The 20,184-nt window shown below is 65.4% G+C and carries 20 protein-coding genes and 1 pseudogene; 1 reads left to right on the top strand and 20 read right to left on the bottom strand.

The genetic code is table 11. The features are described from left to right. Positions 1–167: 167 nt before the first annotated feature. From ACFQ2S_RS07240 to ACFQ2S_RS07195, 10 genes and pseudogenes are all read right to left on the bottom strand, one after another. Complete coding sequence (locus ACFQ2S_RS07240; RefSeq protein WP_386073786.1) at positions 168–1,130, bottom strand: PRC-barrel domain-containing protein; 963 nt, start codon at positions 1,128–1,130, stop codon at positions 168–170. A 216-nt stretch (positions 1,131–1,346) separates the two neighbouring features. Further along, a complete protein-coding gene (locus ACFQ2S_RS07235; protein ID WP_386073785.1) occupies positions 1,347–3,128 on the bottom strand; it encodes an SLC13 family permease in 1,782 nt (593 codons plus the stop codon). A 76-nt stretch (positions 3,129–3,204) separates the two neighbouring features. Next, on the bottom strand, positions 3,205–3,795 hold the full coding sequence (locus tag ACFQ2S_RS07230) for an STAS domain-containing protein (RefSeq protein ID WP_386074302.1): 591 nt from the start codon (positions 3,793–3,795) through the stop codon (positions 3,205–3,207). A 39-nt stretch (positions 3,796–3,834) separates the two neighbouring features. After that, positions 3,835–4,128, bottom strand: a pseudogene (locus tag ACFQ2S_RS07225) (SulP family inorganic anion transporter); the annotation flags it as partial. Positions 4,129–4,190: 62 nt separating this feature from the next. After that, positions 4,191–4,994: a SulP family inorganic anion transporter gene (locus ACFQ2S_RS07220; RefSeq protein ID WP_386073784.1), complete on the bottom strand. Its 804-nt coding sequence runs from the start codon at positions 4,992–4,994 to the stop codon at positions 4,191–4,193. 7 nt (positions 4,995–5,001) lie between these two features. Next, positions 5,002–6,591 (bottom strand): alkaline phosphatase family protein, encoded by a 1,590-nt coding sequence (locus tag ACFQ2S_RS07215; RefSeq protein ID WP_386073783.1) that lies wholly within the window; start codon positions 6,589–6,591, stop codon positions 5,002–5,004. A 5-nt stretch (positions 6,592–6,596) separates the two neighbouring features. Then, the gene (locus tag ACFQ2S_RS07210) at positions 6,597–7,892 is read right to left on the bottom strand and encodes a TRAP transporter large permease (RefSeq protein ID WP_386073782.1); all 1,296 of its coding nucleotides are present in this window, start codon (positions 7,890–7,892) and stop codon (positions 6,597–6,599) included. Then, positions 7,892–8,389, bottom strand: a complete 498-nt coding sequence (locus tag ACFQ2S_RS07205; protein ID WP_386073781.1) for a TRAP transporter small permease — start codon at positions 8,387–8,389, stop codon at positions 7,892–7,894. Before ACFQ2S_RS07205 ends, ACFQ2S_RS07210 begins: the two co-directional genes overlap by 1 nt. Positions 8,390–8,416: 27 nt before the next feature. After that, positions 8,417–9,424: a hypothetical protein gene (locus tag ACFQ2S_RS07200; RefSeq protein WP_386073780.1), complete on the bottom strand. Its 1,008-nt coding sequence runs from the start codon at positions 9,422–9,424 to the stop codon at positions 8,417–8,419. 72 nt (positions 9,425–9,496) lie between these two features. Next, positions 9,497–10,309, bottom strand: a complete 813-nt coding sequence (locus tag ACFQ2S_RS07195) for a glutathione S-transferase family protein (protein ID WP_386073779.1) — start codon at positions 10,307–10,309, stop codon at positions 9,497–9,499. 119 nt (positions 10,310–10,428) lie between these two features. On the opposite strand from ACFQ2S_RS07195, the gene ACFQ2S_RS07190 reads away from it, so the two are divergent. Continuing rightward, positions 10,429–11,343 (top strand): LysR family transcriptional regulator, encoded by a 915-nt coding sequence (locus tag ACFQ2S_RS07190; protein WP_386073778.1) that lies wholly within the window; start codon positions 10,429–10,431, stop codon positions 11,341–11,343. 27 nt (positions 11,344–11,370) lie between these two features. Here ACFQ2S_RS07190 and ACFQ2S_RS07185 read toward each other — a convergent pair whose 3' ends face one another. The 10 genes from ACFQ2S_RS07185 to ACFQ2S_RS07140 form a co-directional block, all read right to left on the bottom strand. Then, positions 11,371–12,300, bottom strand: a complete 930-nt coding sequence (locus ACFQ2S_RS07185) for a BKACE family enzyme (protein ID WP_386073777.1) — start codon at positions 12,298–12,300, stop codon at positions 11,371–11,373. 3 nt (positions 12,301–12,303) lie between these two features. After that, positions 12,304–13,332, bottom strand: coding sequence for a branched-chain amino acid ABC transporter permease (locus tag ACFQ2S_RS07180; RefSeq protein WP_386073776.1), 1,029 nt, complete (start codon positions 13,330–13,332; stop codon positions 12,304–12,306). Beyond that, a complete protein-coding gene (locus ACFQ2S_RS07175) occupies positions 13,329–14,192 on the bottom strand; it encodes a branched-chain amino acid ABC transporter permease (protein ID WP_386073775.1) in 864 nt (287 codons plus the stop codon). Before ACFQ2S_RS07175 ends, ACFQ2S_RS07180 begins: the two co-directional genes overlap by 4 nt. Before the next feature lies 1 nt (position 14,193). Then, positions 14,194–14,901, bottom strand: coding sequence for an ABC transporter ATP-binding protein (locus ACFQ2S_RS07170; protein ID WP_386073774.1), 708 nt, complete (start codon positions 14,899–14,901; stop codon positions 14,194–14,196). After that, the gene (locus ACFQ2S_RS07165; protein ID WP_386073773.1) at positions 14,894–15,622 is read right to left on the bottom strand and encodes an ABC transporter ATP-binding protein; all 729 of its coding nucleotides are present in this window, start codon (positions 15,620–15,622) and stop codon (positions 14,894–14,896) included. The genes ACFQ2S_RS07170 and ACFQ2S_RS07165 overlap by 8 nt, the downstream gene beginning before the upstream one ends. 47 nt (positions 15,623–15,669) lie before the next feature. Beyond that, positions 15,670–16,950 (bottom strand): ABC transporter substrate-binding protein, encoded by a 1,281-nt coding sequence (locus tag ACFQ2S_RS07160; protein ID WP_386073772.1) that lies wholly within the window; start codon positions 16,948–16,950, stop codon positions 15,670–15,672. A gap of 36 nt (positions 16,951–16,986) precedes the next feature. Next, positions 16,987–17,916 (bottom strand): 3-hydroxyacyl-CoA dehydrogenase family protein, encoded by a 930-nt coding sequence (locus ACFQ2S_RS07155; RefSeq protein WP_386073771.1) that lies wholly within the window; start codon positions 17,914–17,916, stop codon positions 16,987–16,989. 3 nt (positions 17,917–17,919) lie between these two features. Then, positions 17,920–18,714 (bottom strand): SDR family NAD(P)-dependent oxidoreductase, encoded by a 795-nt coding sequence (locus ACFQ2S_RS07150; RefSeq protein WP_386073770.1) that lies wholly within the window; start codon positions 18,712–18,714, stop codon positions 17,920–17,922. Between the two features lie 3 nt (positions 18,715–18,717). After that, positions 18,718–19,074 carry a cupin domain-containing protein gene (locus tag ACFQ2S_RS07145; protein WP_386073769.1) on the bottom strand — a complete coding sequence of 119 codons (357 nt, stop codon included), beginning with the start codon at positions 19,072–19,074 and terminating at the stop codon, positions 18,718–18,720. A 67-nt stretch (positions 19,075–19,141) separates the two neighbouring features. Then, a complete protein-coding gene (locus ACFQ2S_RS07140; protein ID WP_386073768.1) occupies positions 19,142–19,978 on the bottom strand; it encodes a cyclase family protein in 837 nt (278 codons plus the stop codon). Between the last annotated feature and the right edge of the window lie 206 nt (positions 19,979–20,184).

Raw genomic sequence — 20,184 nt, 5'->3', positions numbered from 1 at the left:
ATCCTCCTGCCGGAATGAATCTGGGTGAGATTTGCCTTGGTGGCTCAATGGCCAATTCCCGGCCCCGACCACTCCGGGGCGAATAGCGAGGCAAAAGTCCGGCGGCATTCCACCGCCGGACCGGCTGCGCCACGGAGCAAGGCGCGGTTTCGCGGAGCGTCTGGGGATCAGCTCTCCCAGACGTCCATGGACTCGAGTTCTTCCTCGGTGCTGTTGATCCGCACGACCTGATCTGCCAGACCGTCATTTTCCTCGACCTGGATTTCGGCGAACGGGATCGCGACCGGCTTTTCGCCAATTCCAAGGAAACCACCGACTTCGACGATCAGGTTCTCGATTTTGCCGTCTTCGGCCAGAACGATTTCGGAAACTTCGCCGATGCGCTCACCATCAATGCCGATCACCGGCATGCCCTGCAGTTCCTCCGAGGTCAGCGGGGAATCCGCAGCATCAGCCATCATCGGATCCGCGTCATCGGATATGGCACTTTCGTCAGTTGCGGCTTCGGCCTGTTCGGGCTCGTACATCTCGCCGGTGTCGCTCGCAATCAGCGCGGTCTCGCGCTGCGCGGTCCAGGAGCTGTAGCCGCTCTCTTCCAGAACGGTCTCGTCGTAGTCGCGCTCCATCTCCAGCTTGGAACGGTCGCCGGTGTAAACGACGAAGAACGAGTCCTCGCTGTCGGCTTCCTTCACGAACTCCAGCGAGTCCATCCCGGTCTGGACGTTCTTCTCGCCCATACCGAGGAAACCGCCGACATCCAGCGCAACCGAGTCGATCTCGCCCTCGGGCGACAGGATCACGTCGCCAACCTCGCCGATCTGCTCCCACTCGGCCGGGACATCCTCGAGGCTCGTGGCGATATCGGCGCCGACTTCGGCATCGGAGCGGATGTAGACGCTGTGGCCGATCAGGTCCGACGCCGGGATCGACATGTCACCGGCAAGCGTGGACGGCTCTTCGGACATCATGTCGCCGGACTGCGCAGCCTGACCGTCAAGCACGGGGGTCTGGTTCATCGTGTCGGCGGGCTGGCTCGCCTCGCCGGTTTCACCGACCGTGGTCTGCGCCTGGGAATAGGCCGGCAGGGTCAGCAGAAGGACGGTCGCGGTCGTAGTGAAAAAGCGGGTCATCGAATGTCTCCTTTCACATGCTTCGCAAGCGGCGCATCGGTGCCGTTTGCATCTGTCCGAACAACGACGACGCCCCCGGTGAGTTCCTTTGGGGGGCTGCAAAATTCTCTAATAATTTCGGGAACCAAACGGGCGCGGATGCGTTGCGCGGCAACCTCTCGACACCGCTCTGGAACACGGCACGCCCACCGCGCGCTGCTCAATTGAGACGGAGGGCTACAGCGGCCATACCAGCAGAATCATCGGCACCGCGATTACCACGACGAGGATCTCCAGCGGCAACCCCATGCGCCAGTAATCGCCAAAGGCGTAGCCGCCCGGCCCGAGGATCAGCGTGTTGTTCTTGTGGCCGATCGGCGTGAGAAACGCGCAGGACGCAGCGATCGCGACCGCCATCAGGAAGGGATCGGGGCTGACGCCGAGGCTTTGGGCCATCTGGATCGCCACGGGTGCGGCGACCACGGCTGTGGCGGTGTTGTTGAGCACGTCCGAAAGCGTCATTGTGACGGCCATCAGCAGCGCCAGCAGCGCCCAGGCCGGCCAGCCCGCCCCCAGGTCGACTAGCGCATTGGCGATCAGCGCCGTGCCCCCGGCGGCATCGAGCGCCGCACCGAGCGGGATCATCGACCCCAGCAGCACGATCACCGGCCATTCAATCCGGTCGTAGAGTTCCGAGATCGGCAGAACCCCGGTCAGCACGTAAGCGATCACGACGATGCCGAGCGCCACCGGCAGGTAGATCAGCCCCAGCGAGGCGGCCGCCACGGCCAGGGCGAAGATCCCGGTCGCCGTCCAGACCTTGCGCTGGTCCGTGACCACGAGGCCGCGGTCGGCCAGCGGCAAAACGCGGAGCCAGTCCGTCACCGATTCCTCATTTCCCTCCGGCATCAGCAGCAGCAGGATGTCGCCCGACCGCACGATGGTCGTGCGCACTTCCCTCGTGATCCGCTGCCCGCCGCGCGATATCCCTAGAAGTACGGTGCGCTGATGCAGGGCAAGCCCCACCTGCCGGGCCGACTTGCCGACGATCCGCGCCCGGTCCGGCACCACCGCCTCCATGATCGACAGGCCCTCCCCGGCAATGCCGGTCACCTCCTGCTCGTCGCCGTCGAGGAACTTCAGACCGGTCGCTGCGCGGAACTCGTCCAGTGCCTCGGGCCGGGCCTCCAGCACGAGCGCGTCGCCCGCCTGCAGGATCGTGTTGCGCTGCGTCCCGTAAAGCCGCTTGCCCTCCCGTGCGAGACCGAGCACAGCGACGTCGTTCTTTTCCGCCGCCTCGTAGGTCTCGAACAGACGCTTGCCGATCAGCTCCGACCCAGCCGGGACCTTGAGTTCGGCGATGTAGTCCTTCACCCGCTCGCGCGTCTCTGACAAGGCACCCTCGCCTTCTGCTTTCGGGATCAGCCGCCAGCCGATCAACGCGACGAAGCAGAGCCCTGCCAGCGCCACCACCCCGCCCACGGGCGCGAAATCGAACATCGTGAAGCTCTCGCCGAGCTGATCCTCGCGAATGCCGGCGATAATGATGTTGGGGGGCGTGCCGATCAGCGTGACCATGCCCCCGAGGATCGTGCAGAAGGACAGCGGCATCAGCGAGAGCCGCGCCGCCCGCCCCGCCTTGCGGGCCGTCTGGATGTCCACGGGCATCAGCAGCGCCAGGGCGGCAACATTGTTCATGAACGCAGACAGCGCCGCGGCGATCCCTCCCATGAAGGCGATATGCGCCCCGAGGCTTCGGGCGGGATCCACCAGCGTCCGGGTGATCAGAAAGACCGCCCCCGACCGCTCCAACCCGGCCGAGACCACCAGCACGAGTGCGACGACGAGCGTCGCGGGATGTCCGAAACCGGCGAAGGCCGCGTCGGCGGGAACGAGGTCGAGCACGACGGCCACCATGAGCGCGGCAAAGGCAACGATATCGTAGCGCAGCCGCCCCCAGAGCAGCATCGCAAAGACCGCGCCGAACAGCGCGAAGAGGAGTGTCTGGTCGGCCGTCATATCGGCAATCTATCCGCGGGCCGCGGTTCGGTCCATCCCGGGCGGCATTGATAAGCCACTCCGGAGACACGAAAACTCATGCCACGAGGGCCGGGCTGTCGTCCAACTCCGGCGGCTGCGGGCGCGCGGCGCATTCGGAAAACACGCGCGCCGTGCAGACCTCGCATCTGGACAGGGGAACATGGCTCACCGCGGCGGCAATTGCGGCGCCCTTGCCATCGAAGATCCGGTCGCGCCCGAGCATTTCCACCAGTCCCAATTGCTCGAGTCGCTTCGCCAGCGGCGGATAATGGACGCCGACGAAGACATCCCCGCCAACGGCCCTGCGCCTCTCTGCCTCCATTTCCAGTAATTCCACGCCGGCGAGGTCCACGTCGCCCACGCCGTGGAGGATGAGAACGAGGTTGGTCTGCTCGGGACGCCGCCGCGCCAGCGCGCGCAACTTCCCGTTAAGCGAGTCCACCGACCCGAAGAAGAGCGGCCCGTCCAGCCGGGCGATGACAATTGCCGGGCATTCCTCGAGTTCGAACAACTGAGCATTGCGGATCTTGCGGTGCTCCGCGCCCGGATCCGGCGCGCCGATCGCGAGATCGGGGTTGGCGCTCTTGTTGAGGAACACGGCCAGCGACGCGAAGGTCCCGATGTAGATCGCGAACTCCAGGTCCATGAACAAACCGGTCAGTAAGGTCAGCCCGGCGATGATCGTTTCGCGGCGGCTGGTCTGGATCAGGCGATTGAACTCCGCGAAGTCCAGCAGTTTCCACGCAACGTAGAGGATCAGCCCGGCGACCGAGGCAATCGGCACATGCTCGATCACCGGGCGAAACAGGACTACCAGAAGGACGAGGAAGATAGCTGCGAAGACAGCCGCGAACGGGGTGCTCGCGCCGGCCTCGAGGTTCACGCTGGAACGCGTGAAGGAGCCGGATGCCGGGTAGCACTGGAACATGCCGCCCGCGATGTTGGAGAGCCCCTGTCCGAGGACCTCCCGGTTGGCGGAGAAATCGGTGCGGGTCCGGTGCTACAGGCTGCGGCCGATCGCGATCGCCTCCAGCAGGCCGATCAGCGCGATGGCGAAGGCGCTCTCCAGCAGCTCCGCCATGTTGCCGACGCCGAAATCCGGCAGCCGGAAGCCCGGTATGCAGCCGGAAGCTCCCCGACGAAGGCGAGCTGGCCGGCCATGTCGCCCATCAAGGCTGCGGCGATGGTGCCGACCGCAATCGCGATCAGGAAACCGGGCCAGCGGGGAAGGAACCTGCGGCACAGCAGGACGGTCGCGAAGGTCAGACCGGCGCAGACCAGGGCCGCCGGGTCATAGGCCGGCAGGCGGCCTGCGACCGAGGCGAGGCGTTCGCCGATGCCCCCTGCCCCGCCGCCTTCCAGTCCAAGCGCCGGGCCGAGCTGGCTGACCGCGATCAGCAGCGCCGCTGCGGCCGTGAACCCCGTCATCACCGAATGCGACACGAACCCCGCCAGCCGCCCGACGCGGACCAGCGCGAAGGCCGTCTGCAACAGGCCGACAAGGAACGCGAGCAGGATCGCGGCCTCGATGAATTCCGCTGACCCCGGCTCCATCCGGCCCGCCAGCGCCGACAGGACCACGGCGGAGATCGCGGTCGTCGGACCGGAGACCATGACGAGCGACGACCCGCTGAGGGCCGCGACCACGGGTGTCACCATCGCCGTGTAGAGCCCGTATTCCGGGGGCAGGCCCGCGATGGCGGCAAAGGCCACCGCCTGCGGCAGGACCACCGCGGCGCCGGTCAGTCCGGCGAAAGCGTCCGTCCGCAGGCTGGTTCGCTTGACCAGCGCCAACCACTCGAACCCGGCAACACGGCTGGCGAGTTTGTCGATCCGGTCGGTCACGACGGGCTCATGGCGCCCATTTGCCGATCAGGATGCCCGAGCTGTCCTCGTCCCGCCGCAGCGCGCGCACGCCCTCGTCCGTCATCGTGACACGGTTCTTGCGGCTGGTGAGCCTGTCCAGCAGGCGGCTGTGCATCTCCTGACGGACCATCTCGTAATCTGGATTGCGGCCCAGATCCTCGAACTCGTCCGGGTCGTGGCGCAGGTCGAAGAGCTGCGGTGGGAATCCCTTGAAATGGATGTACTTCCAGCGAGCCGTCCGAAGCATGTAGCCGCGCGCCTCGGACACGTCGACATCGAGCGCCTCGCGGGCTGCGTAGAAGGCATAGTCGATCTCGGAGAACACCGCGTCGCGCCAGTCCTCCGGGGTGCAGCCGTGCAGCAACGGCTGCAGGGAGCGCCCTTCGAGACGGTGACTGGCAATCGGCGCGCCGGTCGCCTCGAGGAAGGTCGGCACAAGGTCGATTGCCTCGACCAGCGCATCGCAGACCGTGCCCCTCGTGGCATCGGCCTCGGGGCGCGGATCGTAGATGATCAGCGGAACCCGGACGGAGACCTCGTGGAACAGTTCCTTCTCGCCCATCCAGTGGTCGCCCAGGTAATCGCCGTGATCGGAGGTGAACACGATCATGGTGTCCTTGTCCTTGCCGGTCTCTTCCAGCCAGGAAAACAGCCGCCCGAGGTGGTCGTCGATCTGCTTGATCAGCCCCATGTAGGCGGGAAGCACGGTTTCCCGCACCCCCTGCATGGAGAAGGTCTCGCTGACCTCCATGCCCATGAACGCGCCGTAGACCGGATTCGGGTTCTCGCGCTCCGGCTCGCTGCGGACCGCCGGCAGCCAGGTCTCCGGGCCGAACATGTCGTGGTAGGGCGCCGGCGCCATGTAGGGCCAGTGCGGCTTGATGTAGCTCAGATGGCAGAGCCAGGGCCGATCGCCCGTCTCCTCGATGAACTCGCGCGCCCGCATCGTCATGTAGGCGGTTTCCGAGTGCTCTTCCTGCACCCGCGCCGGCAGGTTCGAATTCTTCAGGTGCCAGCCGGACAGAAGCGCGCCATCGGGCCCTTCGGCCGCGTTGGCATAATCGTTCCACGGGTTCTCGCCCTCGTAGCCCTGCTGCCGCAGCCAGTCGTTGTAATGCAGCGTGCCGCCCTTGTTGCGCAGCATCGGCGTCGGGTGCAGGCCGTCGTCGCGCTCGTAGGGATCAAAGCCCGGCTGGCTGACCCGGATGCCGATCTCGGTGGAGCCGTTCAGGCCCAGCCGCGCCATGCCCTCCCGGTCCGGCACCATGTGGGTCTTGCCGACCACGGCGGTTCTTACGCCGAGCGGCCGCAGATAATCGCCGAGCGTCAGCTCTCCAATCGGCAGCGGCACCCGGTTCCAGGTCGCGCCGTGGCTGAACACCGTGCGCCCCGTGTAGCAGGAGGCCCGCGACGGACCGCAGACCGGCGACTGCACATAGGCGCGGTCGAACCGCACGCCCCGCTCCGCCAGCCTGTCGATGTTGGGCGTGTGCAGGTGCGGGTGCCCGTAGCAGCTCAGGTAGTCCCACCGGAGCTGGTCGGCCATGATGAAGAGGATGTTCTTGATCTTCGTCACCGGGATTACCTCATCAGGTTGGGCAGGAAGGTCGCGATACCGGGGATGGCCAGCACCAGGATGAGGCCGGTCGTCAGGGCGATGATGTAGGGCGTCACGCCGCGAAAGATCTTGCCGAGCGGCACGTCCGGCAGGACGGACTTCACCACGAAGACGTTCATGCCGATGGGGGGCGTGATCAGGCCGATCTCGCTGACCAGCACCACGAGGATCCCGAACCAGATCATGTCGACCCCGTTTATCATCAGCGCGGGCAGGAACACCGGCACCAGCAGGACGAGGATACCGATCGCCTCGAACACCATCCCCATCAGGATCGCGATGACGCAGACGAAAATCACCAGCCCGGTCGGAGAGAGCTCCCATGCCTCCACGTAGTCCAGCAGGTCGTAGGGCATCCCCGAGAGGTTGATGAACTGCGAAAAGACGATGGCCCCGAGCAGGACGATAAAGATCGTTGCGGTGGTCGTCGTCGCATCCACCAGGCATTCGCGCCACTCCGAGAAGCTGCGCATGTGCCCGCGCAGGACGGCAATCACGGCGGCTCCGAAGGAGCCGATCCCGGCGGCCTCAGTCGCGGTGAAGGCACCTGTGTAGATACCGCCCAGCACGACAAGGAACAGGATCAGGACAGGCATAGTGCCACGGATCGCCGCCTTGCGGCGCTCAGGGTCGAGCGGCGGCGACGGCGGTGCGGCGGACGGGTCGCGGCGGACCACGATGCCGACACAGATCAGGAACAGAACCACCAGCATCAGCCCCGGCAGGATGCCGGCGATGAACAGCAGCCCGATGTCCTGCTCGGCGATCAGCCCGTAGATGACCAGCGGCACCGAGGGCGGGATCATGATCCCGAGCGTGCCGCCCGCCGCTATGGTTCCGGAAGCCAGGCGGCGCGAGTAGTTGTAGGCGCGCATCGGCGGCATGGCGACCTTTGCCATCGTGGCGGCGGTGGCGAGCGTCGATCCGCAGACTGCCGAGAACCCGCCCGCTGCGAGCACCGTGGCCAGGGCCAGGCCGCCGCGGAAACGGCCGAGCGCAGCATAGGCCGCATCGTAGAGATCCTTGCTGATGCGCGCGTGCACGATCAGCACCCCCATCAGGATGAAGAGCGGGATCACGCTGAGGTTGTAGTTCATGGAATCATGCAGGACCTGCTGCCCCACCATGGCGAACGACGCTTCCCAGCCGCGCTCCATGGCGAAGCCGACGAAGCCCACGATCAGGGTGGCAAACCCGACGCGGAAGCCGGCGAAGCACAGCAGCAGGAGGGCGGCAAATCCGATCAGCGCGGTCGCCATCACACGTCCTCCAGGTGATGCCCGGCCGCGCCGCCGCGCCCGACCACGAGGCCGAGGACCTGGCTGACGACGCTGAGCGCCGCCAGTCCCGCAACGGTGCCTGTGATCCAGGCGAGCGGCCATTCCAGAACGATGGTGGTCGTGCCCGCATGGGCCGCCTCGATGGCCTGCTGGAATAGCACGAAGACGATCAGGCACATCGCGGCAATCGAGAAGCCCTGGACGACGACGTCATAGGCCCTCGGCGCAAGAGACCGCACGCGATGATCGACGAGTTCGACCACGATGTGCTTGTCCCTCGCGTTGGCGATGCCAAGCCCGAGAAAGATCGTCAGCGCCAGCATGGTCGAGATCATCTCGGAGGCCCCGAAGACCGGTGCGCCCAGCAGGTAGCGCCCCACCACGTCAACGAAGGTCAGGAGCATCATCGCCAGCAGCTCGACGCTGCAGAACACTTCCAGCACCCGGACAATCGCGTTCAGCGTTCTTGCCGCCATGATCCCTCCTCCCTTCGCTTCGGTTGATCACTGGGCAAGTTGCGATGTGTAGAAGTCGAGAACCCCCTGCCCGTCCATCCCGGCATCGGCGGCGGCCTTGAGCCAGCCCTCGGTCACGAAGGCGGCGGCCTCGGTCAGCGCGGCCTCGAAGGCCGGGTCGGCCTCGACAACCTCGATGCCGGCCTCGGGATAGGCGGCCACGGCCGCTGCGGCGGCCTTGTCCCAGCGGGCGCCGAACGCGGTCGCCAGGGCCTCCCCCGACACGCTCATGATGGCTTCCTGATCTTCCGGCGAGAGCTCCGCCCACTTGTCGGAATTCACGAAGACGGAGAACGAGGTCGAATAGATCGGGGTCGAGAAGGCGGTCGTCGATTTCGTGTAGGGCATGAGCTGGAACGCCTGCACCGCCTGTGGGTCGAGGCCGAGGTGCCCGTCAACGACACCACGGGAGATGATCTCGTTGGAGCTGACCGCCGGGCTGGACACCACGCCGCTTCCGAGCTTCTTGGCGATTTCGGCGAGCGGCCCAGGTAATACCCACATCTTGAGGCCGGCGAGGTCCTCGATCGAATTGATCGGCGTGTCCGTCTGGCTGTAGAGCTCGGCCGGAGAGATCACGAATTGCGACAGCAGGTGCACCGTGTCGATCTCGTCGGCAAAGAACTCCCGGTTCGTCCTCCACAGCGCCCGCGACATGGCCTCGGCGCTGTTGGACCCCACGAAGGGCTGCATGGCCACCAGCGGGCCGGTGACGCTCTCGCCGAAGAAGCCGTTGAACATCACGGAGACGTCGGCGATGCCCTTTTGCACCGCGGCGACCTGATCCGGCGGCGGCGCCACGGATTTCGGCGGGATGATCCCGGTGACCCTGCCCTCCGTCACGCGCTCGACCTCGTCGATCCATGCCGGCAGGACCTCGCTGCAGGCGAAATGGCTGGACGGCCAGAAGCAGTTGACCAGCAGGCGGGTTTTCGCGTCCGCCGCCGTCGTTCCAAGTGTCAGGGCGAGTGTCGCCACGATCAGCGTCTTGTTCATGGTAGTCCTCCCTTGGGATCGCGCGCGGGGCGGCCGATCCGGTTTGATCCGCAATCTTTTGCGGCCGTTCTGTCAGCTCTGAAGCCCGCCGAATGTGCGGATATCGGTGCCCTCGGCCCTCCACGTCCGGGTGTACTCGGCAAACATCCCGGCCACGTCCTCGTTCTGCCAGGAAAGCAGGGCCGCGCCATAGCTCGGGCGCCGGGACACCCGGTCGAACCAGTCCTGAAGCCGCGGCGTCTGCTCGAAGGGCCAGCCCATCAGGGCGAAGCGATGCACATTCGGCATCCAGGCAACGTCGCTCAGCGAGAACGTCTCGCCCGACAGGAATGGCCTTCCGTCCGCGAGCAGCGCGTCCAGATGCCGGAAGCCCTCCGCCGTTCGGCGCACGGCGGCATCGATCCTCTCGCGGCCGAAGCCCTCTGCGAAATCGCGGCGAAACTGCTTGAGCCAGGTGTTCCGGTGCCCGTCCTCGAAGGCCGCGACCTGCTCCTTCGAAGGCGGCGGCCCCGCCCTGAACAGGAATTCGAAAGTCAGAAGCTTGAGATCCGCCTGGGCCGCGTTCGCACGTTCCAGCAGATCGGCCTCGGCGTTCTCCAGCAGCTCGGACCCTTCGCCCGCGACATGCTGGATGATGTCGATCGACTCGATCATCAGCCGCCCGTCATCGACCAGCGCGGGCACAAGGCCCTTCGGGTGGATTGCCTGGTAGGCTTCCGTCGCGTGCTCATCCTTCTCGAGATCGATCGGATGGCTTTCCCACGCCCGACCCGTCTCCTCGATCACGATGCGGACGCGCTGCGAACAGCTCGACATCGGCGCGTGCCACAGGTGCAGGCCCTTCAGAGCCTTCAGACTCCGGTCCTTGGGTTCGATCTCGGGCATCGCAAGTCTCCTCCCTTGCGTTGGAAACGACAGCGCCGTTCCCCATGGCTTGACTGAGTATTGGCTGCGCTATCATATCAGTCCAATGACATCTCGGTATGATAGCATTCGGTTTTGATATGCAGATTGACCCCCGGCACCTCGAACAACTCGCCGTCATCGTCGAGGCAGGAACGCTTCAGCTTGCCGCCGAGCGGATCGGCACCTCGCAGCCGGCCCTGAGCCGCATGATCGGCACGCTCGAGGCGCGGATCGGCATGCCGCTTTTCGAGCGCAGCACCCGGCCACTGACCCCGACCGCGCTCGGGCTGGAGCTGTCGCACCAAGGCCGCGCGATCCGAACCGCGCGGCTCCGGGCGATCGAGACGGTCGACTTCGGTTCCCGCGGCTTCTTCGGCGTGCTGAAGCTGGGTGCGCCGCCGTTCCTGTGCCGAAGCCTGATGTCCGATGCGGTCGCGAGCTTTCTCGCCGCCCGGCCGAACATCCGGATCGACCTGACGCCGGACTACCGCTCCGGGCTGATGGAGCGGATCTACCGGAACCAGCTCGACATCGTGGTCGGGCCGTCGAAATTCGTCGACAAGGGAAACACCGAACTCGTGCTCGAGCCGCTGTTCAGCGACCGGATCGTCATCGTCGGCCGGGCCGGACATCCGGTCATGCAGGTCGATGCTCCGTCCGTCGGCGACCTCGACGGCATCACCTGGGTGGGCCATTCCGAGCGGAGCATCCTGCTCGCCGACATGGAAGACGCGCTGCGGATGCTGGGCGTGAGATCGCCGCGCGTCGCCTTCCAGAGCGAGTCCGCCCAGGCAGTTCTCGAGCTGTTGAAGCAGTCGGATTTCCTGACCGTGCTGCCAAACTATGCGATCAAGGCCGATGGGGGCGACGGACTTGCCATCGCGCCCATCGAACTTCCGACACAGCCACATGTGATCAGCGCCATTACCCTTGCGGAACGCGCGGAATCCAAGCTGACATCGGATTTCAAGGCGCACCTTCGGGCGCAGGCGGCCGCACGCTACGGTGCCTGAACGGATCACCACGTACGGCCGTCGGGCTCAGAACGCCACCCGGTCGCCGCCCTTGAGCGCCAGCATCTCGCGCGCCTCGTCCGGGGTCGCCACCTCGCACCCCAGGTCCTCGACGATGCGTCGGATCTTGGCGACCTGCTGGGCGTTGCTCTCAGCCAGCTTGCCGCGCGAGATGAACAGGCTGTCCTCGAGACCGACCCGCACGTTCCCGCCCATCTGGCTCGCCGTCGTGGCGAGCGACATCTGCGCCCCGCCGGCCCCCAGAACCGACCAGCGATAGTTCTCGCCGAAGAGTCGGTCGGCCGTGCGTTTCATGAAGACGAGGTTGTCCACCTCGGGACCGATCCCGCCGAGGATGCCAAAGATGAACTGGATGAAGATCGGCGCCTTGAATAGCCCGATATCCATGCAAAATTTCAGGTTGTAGAGGTGCCCTACATCGTAGCATTCGTGCTCGAACTTGATGTCGTGCGGGGCCAGCTGCGTGGCGGCGTTCCGGATGTCCGCAAAGGTGTTGCGGAAGATATAGGTGTCCGAGTTCTCGATGTAGTCCTTCTCCCAGTCGAACTTGAAGCTGTCGTAGCGCTTCGCCAGCGGATGGAAGGAGAAGTTCATCGAGCCCATGTTCATCGAACACATCTCGGGCGAGAACCGCAGCGCCGGGGCGATGCGTTCCTCGATCGTGTTCTTGAGGCTGCCGCCGGTAGAGATGTTGATCACCGCGTTCGTCGCCTGCTTGATGCGCGGCAGGAAGTTGGCGAAATCGTCCGTGTTGATCGACACCGCCCCGTTCTCGGGGTTGCGGGCGTGCAGGTGAAGGACGGAGGCGCCGGCCTCGGAGGCCGCGACCGCCTGGGCGGCGATGTCGTCAGCAGTGTAGGGCAGCGCATCTGACATGGTCGGCGTATGGATCGCGCCGGTGATTGCGCAGGTGATAATGGTTTTCTGGCGTGCCATGGATCAGGCTCCCTTGGATGACCCGCTGCGGATCACGCGATACCGGAGCGGGAAGAGTTGCAGGTCGAAGCGGCTGCGGATCAGGCCCCAAACACCGCGGGGCGCCTTGAGCATCACCACGATCGCGACAAGCCCGAGGACGATGAGGTAGACCGTGCCGAGATCCGCCAGCGTCTCGCGCAGCGCGAAGAAGATCAGCGTGCCGATGATCGGTCCCTCGACCGTGCCGATGCCGCCGATCACCACGATGAAAATCACGAAGGCTGTCCAGTCGTTGACGCTGAAGGCCGCGTCGGGCGAGATCCGCAGCTTCTGGAGGAAGATGAGAGCCCCCAGCATCGAGGTGAGCGCGGCGGAAACGATGTAGACCACGAGCTTGGTCCGCCAGATGTCGATGCCGAGCGAACTGGCGGCGAGTTCGTTGTCCCGGATCGCCGTGAGCGCCAGCCCCCTGCGGGATCGCAGGAAGAAATAGACGGCGGCCACCACCAGCACGGCGGCGCCGAGCGCCAGCCAGTAGCTGAGCGCCTCGCGCGTGTCCCGCGCATCCGCGAGCGACTTCACGATGCCCACCGGCAGGGACGATCCCGAGCCGCCGCCAAGCGCCGAGACCTGCGCGAAAGAGAGCCGGAAAACCTCGGCGATCACCCAGGTCCCGATGGCGAAATAGGCCCCCCGCAACCGGAAGATCAGCACCGCGACCGGCACCGAGATCAGCGCGCCGAGCACCCCGGCGAGACCGATGGCGGTGAGCGGATGCAGCCCGGCGAACATCGTCAGTGCAAAGAGCATGTAGCCGCCGAAGCCCACGTAGGCCTGCTGTCCCACCGAAACCAGCCCGGCATAGCCCGCCATCAGGTTCCACAGGCTGGCCAGCGCGAGGTAAAGGAACATCTCGCCCATCAGCCGCATGTCGGCACGCCCGGCCCACCAGGGCGCGGCGATCAGAATGACCACGACGATGGCGCCGAGGATCGCTGCAACCCGCGCGGCTTTAGAGGAACGTGTGACCTGGTATTCCTGATTGCTCATGCCGCGACCCTCGGGAAGAGGCCGTTCGGGCGAACCGCCAGGATGAACAGGAAGGCCAGATGCCCGGCAAGGAGCTGCCAGCCCGGATCGATCTTTGCGCCGACGGTCTGGGCCACCCCCAGGATGACCCCCCCGGCCAGCGTGCCCCAGAGATTACCGAGCCCGCCGATGATCACCGCCTCGAAGGCAAAGATTAGCCGGCCGCCGCCGATCGAGGGGTCAAAGCTGGTCCGGATACCGAGCAGGATGCCGGCAATACCCGTGACCACCAGCGCAAGCGCCATCGCAAGGCCGAAAACGTGGCGCCGGTTGAGCCCCATGAGCTGCGCGATGTCCTGGTTGTCGGAGACAGCCCGAAAAGCCCGCCCGAGGGAGGTATGATAAAAGGTCCACTGCAGCGCCCAGATCACCGCGACCGCGACCGCAAACGTCAGAACCGGCAGGATGCCCAGCGACAGCCCCCCGACGGACAGGCTGGCCGTTTCGAGGGCGCCGGCGTCGAGTTTCTGCGGATCGGCGGAATAGACCTCGAGCAAGCCGTTCTGGATGATCACGCTCAGCCCGAAGGTGACCAGCAGCGGCGGCAGCAGGTCGTCGCCGAGCGTCTGGTTCAGCAGGCCGCGCTGCAGCGCGTAGCCGATCGCCCCCATCGCCGGGACCACGACCACGAGCGCCAGCAGCGGGTGCAGCCCGGTCGCGGCGGTGACGGTGAGCCCGAGATAGGCCGCCAGCACGATCAGGTCCCCATGCGCGATGTTGACCAGACGCATGACGCCGAAGATCAGCGAAAGCCCCGCGGCAAACAGGGCGTAAAGCCCGCCAAGCAGGGCGCCCTGCACGATTGCGTTCAACCATTCCATGTCATTGGATCCCGAAATAGGCGCGGGAGATTTCCTCGCGGGAGATTGTGGCGGACGCCCCTTCTAGCGAGACGCGCCCTTCCTGCAGGCAGTAGACCCGGCTGGAGACCGACAGCGCCTTGGTGATGTCCTGCTCCACGATGACCGCGCTCATGCCCTCGCCGATGATGCCGGGCAGCGCGTTGTAGATGTCCTTGATCACGATCGGGGCGAGCCCGAGGCTGATCTCGTCGAACAGGATGATGTCCGGGTTGGACATCAGCGCCCGGCCGATGGCGACCATCTGCTGCTGTCCGCCGGACAACGAGGTCGAGGGCACCGCGCGGCGTTCCTTGAGGATCGGGAACAGCGCGAAGACCTTCTCGAGGCTCCACGCCCCCCGCCGCCCCATCTGGCCGCCGATGACGAGGTTTTCTTCAACCGAGAGCGAGGGGAAAAGCTGGCGGCCCTCCGGCACCATGGCCAGGCCGAGGCGCGCGACCTGGTCCGCGCGCATCCCGCCGATATCGACGCCGCGATAGAGGATCTGCCCCGGCCCGTTGGCGATCAGCCCGGTGATCGAGCGCATCAGGGTGGTCTTGCCGGCCCCGTTGGCGCCGATAATGGCGAGGACCTCGCCGGTCTCGACATGCATGTCGACGCCGTAGAGCGCCTGGAAATCCTGATAATGGGCGTCGAGCCCCTGCATCCGGAGAATGTCGTCAGGCATCGGCTTCGATCCCCAGGTAGATTTCCTTGACCGCCGGGCTGTCCATGATCGCATGCGGCTCGCCCTCCGCGATCAGCCGCCCGAAATCGATCACGATCAGCCGGTCGACGACCTCAAGAAGCGCATGCACAACATGTTCAATCCAGATGATCGTGACGCCGGAGGCATGGATGTCCTTGATCGTGCGGATCAGGGACACGCATTCGGCCTCGGTCAGCCCGCCAGCGATCTCGTCGAGCAGCAACAACTTCGGCTTCGCACAGAGTGCGCGGGTCAGCTCCAGCCGCTTCCGTTCGAGCAGCGTGAGCGACCCTGCCGTGGTATTCGCCTTGGCCAGCAGTCCGGTCTGCTCGAGCACCTCGATGCAGAAGCGCTCCGCCGCGTGCTCCCGCAGGCCGGCCGCCTGGGTCGCGGCGACCATCGCGTTCTCGAACACGGTCATGTGGCTGAACGGCTGCGGCACCTGGAAGGAGCGCGCGATGCCGGCATGACAGCGCCGGGCCGCGTTGTGCGATGTCACGTCGTTGCCGGCAAAGACCACCCGGCCGCTGTTCGGCGCGAGCGTCCCGGTGATCAGGTTGAACATCGAGGTCTTGCCGGCGCCGTTCGGGCCGATCACGCCCAGTGCTTCGCCCTGCGCCACCTCGTAGCTCAGGTCATCGGCGACCTTGACCGCGCCGAATGCCTTGCAGACGGCGTCGAGTTTCAGAATTGTCGTCATCCGGTCCTCGGAGAGTTCGGGCGACCGTGTCCGGTCGCCCAGTTGCGTCAGCCAAGAAGCTTCAGCTCGCCGGTCGTCGGGATTTCCGGGGCGGTCGAGTTCGCGACGATCTTGAGTTCCATGGCGTCGCCGTCCTTTTGCCACTGACCGGCAACCAGGGGCGTCTTGGTGACGTTGTTGATCGGTCCGTTGGCCCAGTTCACCGGCCCCACGATCGTATCGAGGTTGGTGGCCGCGATGGTCTCGACGATAGCCGCCGGGTCCTCCAGGTCCTCGGCGCGCCGGATCACGTCGGCCACGACCTCGAAGAGCGCGTGCTTGAAGCCAATGGGCTGCGTCCAGGGCCGGCCCGACGCCGCGGAATATCCCTCGGCCAGGTCTTTCGCGGAGGCTCCGGTGAGCGACGAGGAGAAGGGATGGTTTGGCGACCACCAGACCTCGGAGCTGAGGCCTTCGCCCCGCTCCCCCAGGCTCTCGATCACCGACGGGAAGAGCAGAGCCTTGCCGATGGTGACGATCCTGGGCGCGAAACCCTGCTGCGCCGACTGCGACCAGAAGGTCGCGAAGTCGGGCGGTATCATGTTGCCGGTGACGATCTCGCATCCCGCCTCCTTGAAGGCGGCGATCTGGTTGGAGAAATCGTCCGACAGCGGCTGGTAGCGGCCGGGATCGACAAGGCTGTAGCCCGCCGCGGCGAGCGGCTTGGGCAGCCCGTTCTCCGCGTCGCCCCAGGCATTGCCATCGGCGTCGTTCGGGAAGAGGCCGCCGACCGACTTCTCGACATCGACCTGTCCCCACATGTCGAGGAAGGCCGCGATCACGTCCTCCAACCCCCAGAAGAAATGGTAGGTGTTCATGAAACCTTCGCCGGGCACGCCGTTGCGGCCGAAGAAGTAGGGCTGCCAGGGGCAGTCCGTGGTGATGCAGGGAACCTCGTTGATCTCGGCCTGGTCGGAGACCGGGTTCACCGTCTCCGGCGTCGAGGCGGCGACGATGATATCGACCTCGTCACCGAGGATCAGGTCCGCGGCCACCTCGGCGGCGCGGTTAGGGTTGGACTGGCTGTCCTTGGAGATGATCTCCACGCTCCAGGTCTTGCCGTTGTTTTCCAGCCCGGCCGCGAAGGTCTTCTGGATGGCCTCCAGAACGTAATCGTCGGCTTCGGCAAAGCCCGCAAGCGGGCCGGTGCGCGGGCTCACGTGCCCGACCCTGAGCACCGGATTGGCCGCGTAGGCACGGGTGCTTCGCAGGATGGCCGGCGCCGCCAGTGTGGCGGTCGCTCCCAGCAGGAAGCCCCTGCGGTTCGGCGTCTTGAAATGCTTGGTCATGTGTCCTCCCTTTCCCGGCTTTTCGCCGGCTTCGCCTCAGGTCTCTTGTATGCCTTCAAGCTTGCGGAGATGGCTTGCCACGCGGGCGCGCACCGCCTCAGCCTCCGCGTCCGTCCACGTCCGGAACCCCTCGCCGGACTTCATCCCCAACTTTCCCGTCTCGACGAGCGAGCGCAGGTAGGGCGATGGCCCCCTGCGGGTTTCGAGGTCGGCCAGAACGTTCTCGTGAATGTCGAGTGTCAGGTCGGTGCCGACGAGATCGGCATTCTCCAGCGGCCCGAGAACCGCAAGCCGACGCCCGAAGCTCGCCTTGATGACCGTGTCCACGGCCTCGGCGTCGCAGATCCCGTTCTCCACAAGGCTTATTGCCTCGCGCCAGAGCGCGTGCTGAAGCCGGTTGCCGATGAAGCCGGGCACGTCCTTCTCGACCATCACCGGAGTCTTGCCCGCATCCGCGAGCAGGTCGACCATCCGCTGCGCGACCTCCGGATCGGTCCAGGCGGTCTTGATGACCTCGACCAGCGGGATCATGTGCGGCGGGTTCCACCAGTGGGTGCCAAGCGCGCGCGCCTTCAGGCGCAGGCCCGACATGATCTCGGTGATCGGCATGACCGAGGTGTTGGAGGCGAGGATGCAGGTCTCGGGCGCGTGCGCCTCGACCTCGGCAAAGATCGCCTGCTTGAGCGCCATCTTCTCCGGCGCGGCTTCAAAGACGACGTCCGCCCGCCGGACCGCCGCGGCGGTGCTGTCGAAGATCTCCACCATCTTCAGGGCGCGGGTGATCTCCGACTCGGAGATCCCCATCGCTTCCATGCTCTGGCGAATGCGGGCGGCGACGCCGTCGCGCGCCTCCTTCACCGGATCGGTGATGGCCACGTAGTGCCCGGCCCGCGCGAGGGTCAGGGCGATCCCGTGCCCCATGAGCCCCGCGCCGATCACCGCCATCTGCTGTTTCTTCGCGACCATGGTTCAACCCGCCGTGTAGCCGCCGTCGGCATAAAGTATATGCCCGGTGTAGAAATCCGACGCCTTGCTCGACAAGAAGAGCAGCGGACCGGCGAGGTCTTCGGGTTCGCCGAGCCGCCCGACGGGCACGCGCGCGAGGAAGCCCGAACGCACCTTCTTCGCCTCGTCGGTGTCCTCGAACATCCAGGCAGTCAGCGGGGAGCGGAAGACCGTCGGCGCGATGGCGTTCACGGTGATGCCGGAGGCGCCCAGTTCGCACCCAAGGGCCTTCGTGATCCCGTCGACGGCGGACTTGGAAGCGCAATAGGCCGTATATCCCGCCGGATGACCGAGCAGGCCACGAGCCGAGGAAACGAGCACGATCTTGCCGCTGCCCTGCTCCTTCATCCGCCGTGCGGCGGCGCGCGCCATCAGCCAGCTTTGCGTGACATTGGCATCCATGACCGAGGTGAAGGTCTCGGGTTCCATGTCGGTGACGAGCGCCACCTTGTTCATGCCCGAGGCGATGACGAGGATGTCGAGCGCGCCAAAGGCATCGACAGCCTGGGAGACCAGCCCCTCGCAAGTTTCCTCATCGGTCGGGCGGGCGTTGACGGCGAGCACCTCCGCGCCCATTCCGCGGCATTCCTCCGAGATCTCGTCCAGCGCGACCTGGTTGCCTGCCACTAGCACCAGCCGGCACCCGGCGCCCGCAAGCACGCGCGCCGCGACCATGCCGAAGGCGCCCGACGCCCCGGTGATCAAGGCGACCTTGTCCTTGACGTCGAACATGGAAAGGGGGTTCGCCATAACATTCATGTCTCAGGCCTCCTGTGCCTGCGGCGCCGGATAGGGGATGACGACCAGCATGGTGCAGGTCAGGTTCGAGCGGTTGTCGAGCGTGCGGACCTCGTTCGGTGCGATGGTGCAACTGTCATACTTGCCAAGCACCGTTTCCTGACCGTCGATGACGACGGTCATCTCTCCGTCCAGAACCACATAAACTTTCTCGAACGGCGTCGAGTCCGGCCCCGCGCCGCCGCCCGGCAGGAACTGACTCAGCCCGACCCACTGGTTGGTCGGCCCGCCTTCTTCGAATCCCTGCAGCCGCAGACCGTGGCAGCCACGATGGTTTGGCGCCTCATAGGTTCCGGCGTCCTGGAAACGTTTCAGATGCATCTGCTCCTCCCTGCAGGCGAACGTGGAAAAGTGGCCGCCGGTCTCCCGGCGACCAGTCGGGGAGTATTCAGAAGTCCTCGCCGGGTTCGATCCGGTAGTTCTGGCCCTTGTCGATCATCGCCACGAGGCGAACGATGCAGCCGTCGCCGCGGTCCCAGTTCCAGGGGAAGAAGGCAAAGGTGCAGCGCTTGCCGGTCACGGCGTCGAGGTCGCCGCCGACGTTCTCGATGCCCATGATGCCATTCTTGAACAGGATGTTGTGGACGGGCTCCCAGTCGGGGAAGTCATCCTTCCAATCGCGGCCGCCGGACCATTCCTTGTACTCTTCCGCGAGGTGCGGAAGCAGTGGGCCGTTGCGCTGCGGGCCGATCGCGGTGGCCAGCGGGTGGTCGTTGGCCTGGGTGTCGTGACCGACGACCTTAACCCCCTTCTCGACCATCCATTCTCCGGCGGAGGCCACGAAGCCCGGGCAATAGGCGAAGTAGTCGCCATCCTCGTACTGCTTGTGCCAGCCGGTGTTTATGATCAGCACATCGCCCTTGCGAATGGCGTGCCCACAGGCCTTTTCCAGGTCGTCGCCGGTGATCGGCTCCCACATCTTCTTGGGCAGCGAGACCACGATGCCGGTGCCGAAGAAATGCGGCAGCGGCACCTCGTCGATGAAGGGCGTGCCCTGAACAACGTGGGCGGGCGCGTCGATGTGAGTAGTGGCGTGCATCGTGGTGGTGATGCGCTGGCTCAGCACACCCGACTTGGCCATGTAGTGAATGCGCTCGATCTTGGTGTCTTCGAAATAGGGCCAGTTCGGGTTCTGGAAGCCGAACCGATGGCTCAGGTTGTAGAACTCCAGCCCCATGGTGTTGTCGGTGTTTCCCTGGAACTCGATGCCGCGAATTTTGACCATTGGGCACAACTCCTCTGTTCGCCGGAATCCCGGCGCTGTCGGTTTTTGATTGTCAGGATGGCTCCTCCCACCTGTCCCGAATGATGATGCATTCGCACCGCATAACGGTCAATAAATAAATCGCATAACGAAACACAAGAACCGCATTGCGATACAGAAATTCTGCCCTTAAGGTTCTCGGAGCAGTTTGAAAGACCCACGAGAAC

Origin of the sequence: Tropicimonas aquimaris, assembly GCF_042676185.1 — a bacterium.
Classification (GTDB): Bacteria; Pseudomonadota; Alphaproteobacteria; order Rhodobacterales; family Rhodobacteraceae; genus Tropicimonas; species Tropicimonas aquimaris.
This window is presented reverse-complemented; position numbering and strand designations above follow the sequence as displayed.

Bases quoted from the DNA above. Each gene is read 5' to 3' on its own strand.
- ACFQ2S_RS07240 (WP_386073786.1), bottom strand. From the start codon at position 1,130: ATGACCCGCTTTTTCACTACGACCGCGACCGTCCTTCTGCTGACCCTG.
- ACFQ2S_RS07235 (WP_386073785.1), bottom strand. From the start codon at position 3,128: ATGACGGCCGACCAGACACTCCTCTTCGCGCTGTTCGGCGCGGTCTTT.
- ACFQ2S_RS07230 (WP_386074302.1), bottom strand. From the start codon at position 3,795: ATGGACCTGGAGTTCGCGATCTACATCGGGACCTTCGCGTCGCTGGCC.
- ACFQ2S_RS07210 (WP_386073782.1), bottom strand. From the start codon at position 7,892: ATGGCGACCGCGCTGATCGGATTTGCCGCCCTCCTGCTGCTGTGCTTC.
- ACFQ2S_RS07205 (WP_386073781.1), bottom strand. From the start codon at position 8,389: ATGGCGGCAAGAACGCTGAACGCGATTGTCCGGGTGCTGGAAGTGTTC.
- ACFQ2S_RS07200 (WP_386073780.1), bottom strand. From the start codon at position 9,424: ATGAACAAGACGCTGATCGTGGCGACACTCGCCCTGACACTTGGAACG.
- ACFQ2S_RS07195 (WP_386073779.1), bottom strand. From the start codon at position 10,309: ATGCCCGAGATCGAACCCAAGGACCGGAGTCTGAAGGCTCTGAAGGGC.
- ACFQ2S_RS07190 (WP_386073778.1), top strand. From the start codon at position 10,429: ATGCAGATTGACCCCCGGCACCTCGAACAACTCGCCGTCATCGTCGAG.
- ACFQ2S_RS07185 (WP_386073777.1), bottom strand. From the start codon at position 12,300: ATGGCACGCCAGAAAACCATTATCACCTGCGCAATCACCGGCGCGATC.
- ACFQ2S_RS07180 (WP_386073776.1), bottom strand. From the start codon at position 13,332: ATGAGCAATCAGGAATACCAGGTCACACGTTCCTCTAAAGCCGCGCGG.
- ACFQ2S_RS07175 (WP_386073775.1), bottom strand. From the start codon at position 14,192: ATGGAATGGTTGAACGCAATCGTGCAGGGCGCCCTGCTTGGCGGGCTT.
- ACFQ2S_RS07170 (WP_386073774.1), bottom strand. From the start codon at position 14,901: ATGCCTGACGACATTCTCCGGATGCAGGGGCTCGACGCCCATTATCAG.
- ACFQ2S_RS07165 (WP_386073773.1), bottom strand. From the start codon at position 15,622: ATGACGACAATTCTGAAACTCGACGCCGTCTGCAAGGCATTCGGCGCG.
- ACFQ2S_RS07160 (WP_386073772.1), bottom strand. From the start codon at position 16,950: ATGACCAAGCATTTCAAGACGCCGAACCGCAGGGGCTTCCTGCTGGGA.
- ACFQ2S_RS07155 (WP_386073771.1), bottom strand. From the start codon at position 17,916: ATGGTCGCGAAGAAACAGCAGATGGCGGTGATCGGCGCGGGGCTCATG.
- ACFQ2S_RS07150 (WP_386073770.1), bottom strand. From the start codon at position 18,714: ATGAATGTTATGGCGAACCCCCTTTCCATGTTCGACGTCAAGGACAAG.
- ACFQ2S_RS07145 (WP_386073769.1), bottom strand. From the start codon at position 19,074: ATGCATCTGAAACGTTTCCAGGACGCCGGAACCTATGAGGCGCCAAAC.
- ACFQ2S_RS07140 (WP_386073768.1), bottom strand. From the start codon at position 19,978: ATGGTCAAAATTCGCGGCATCGAGTTCCAGGGAAACACCGACAACACC.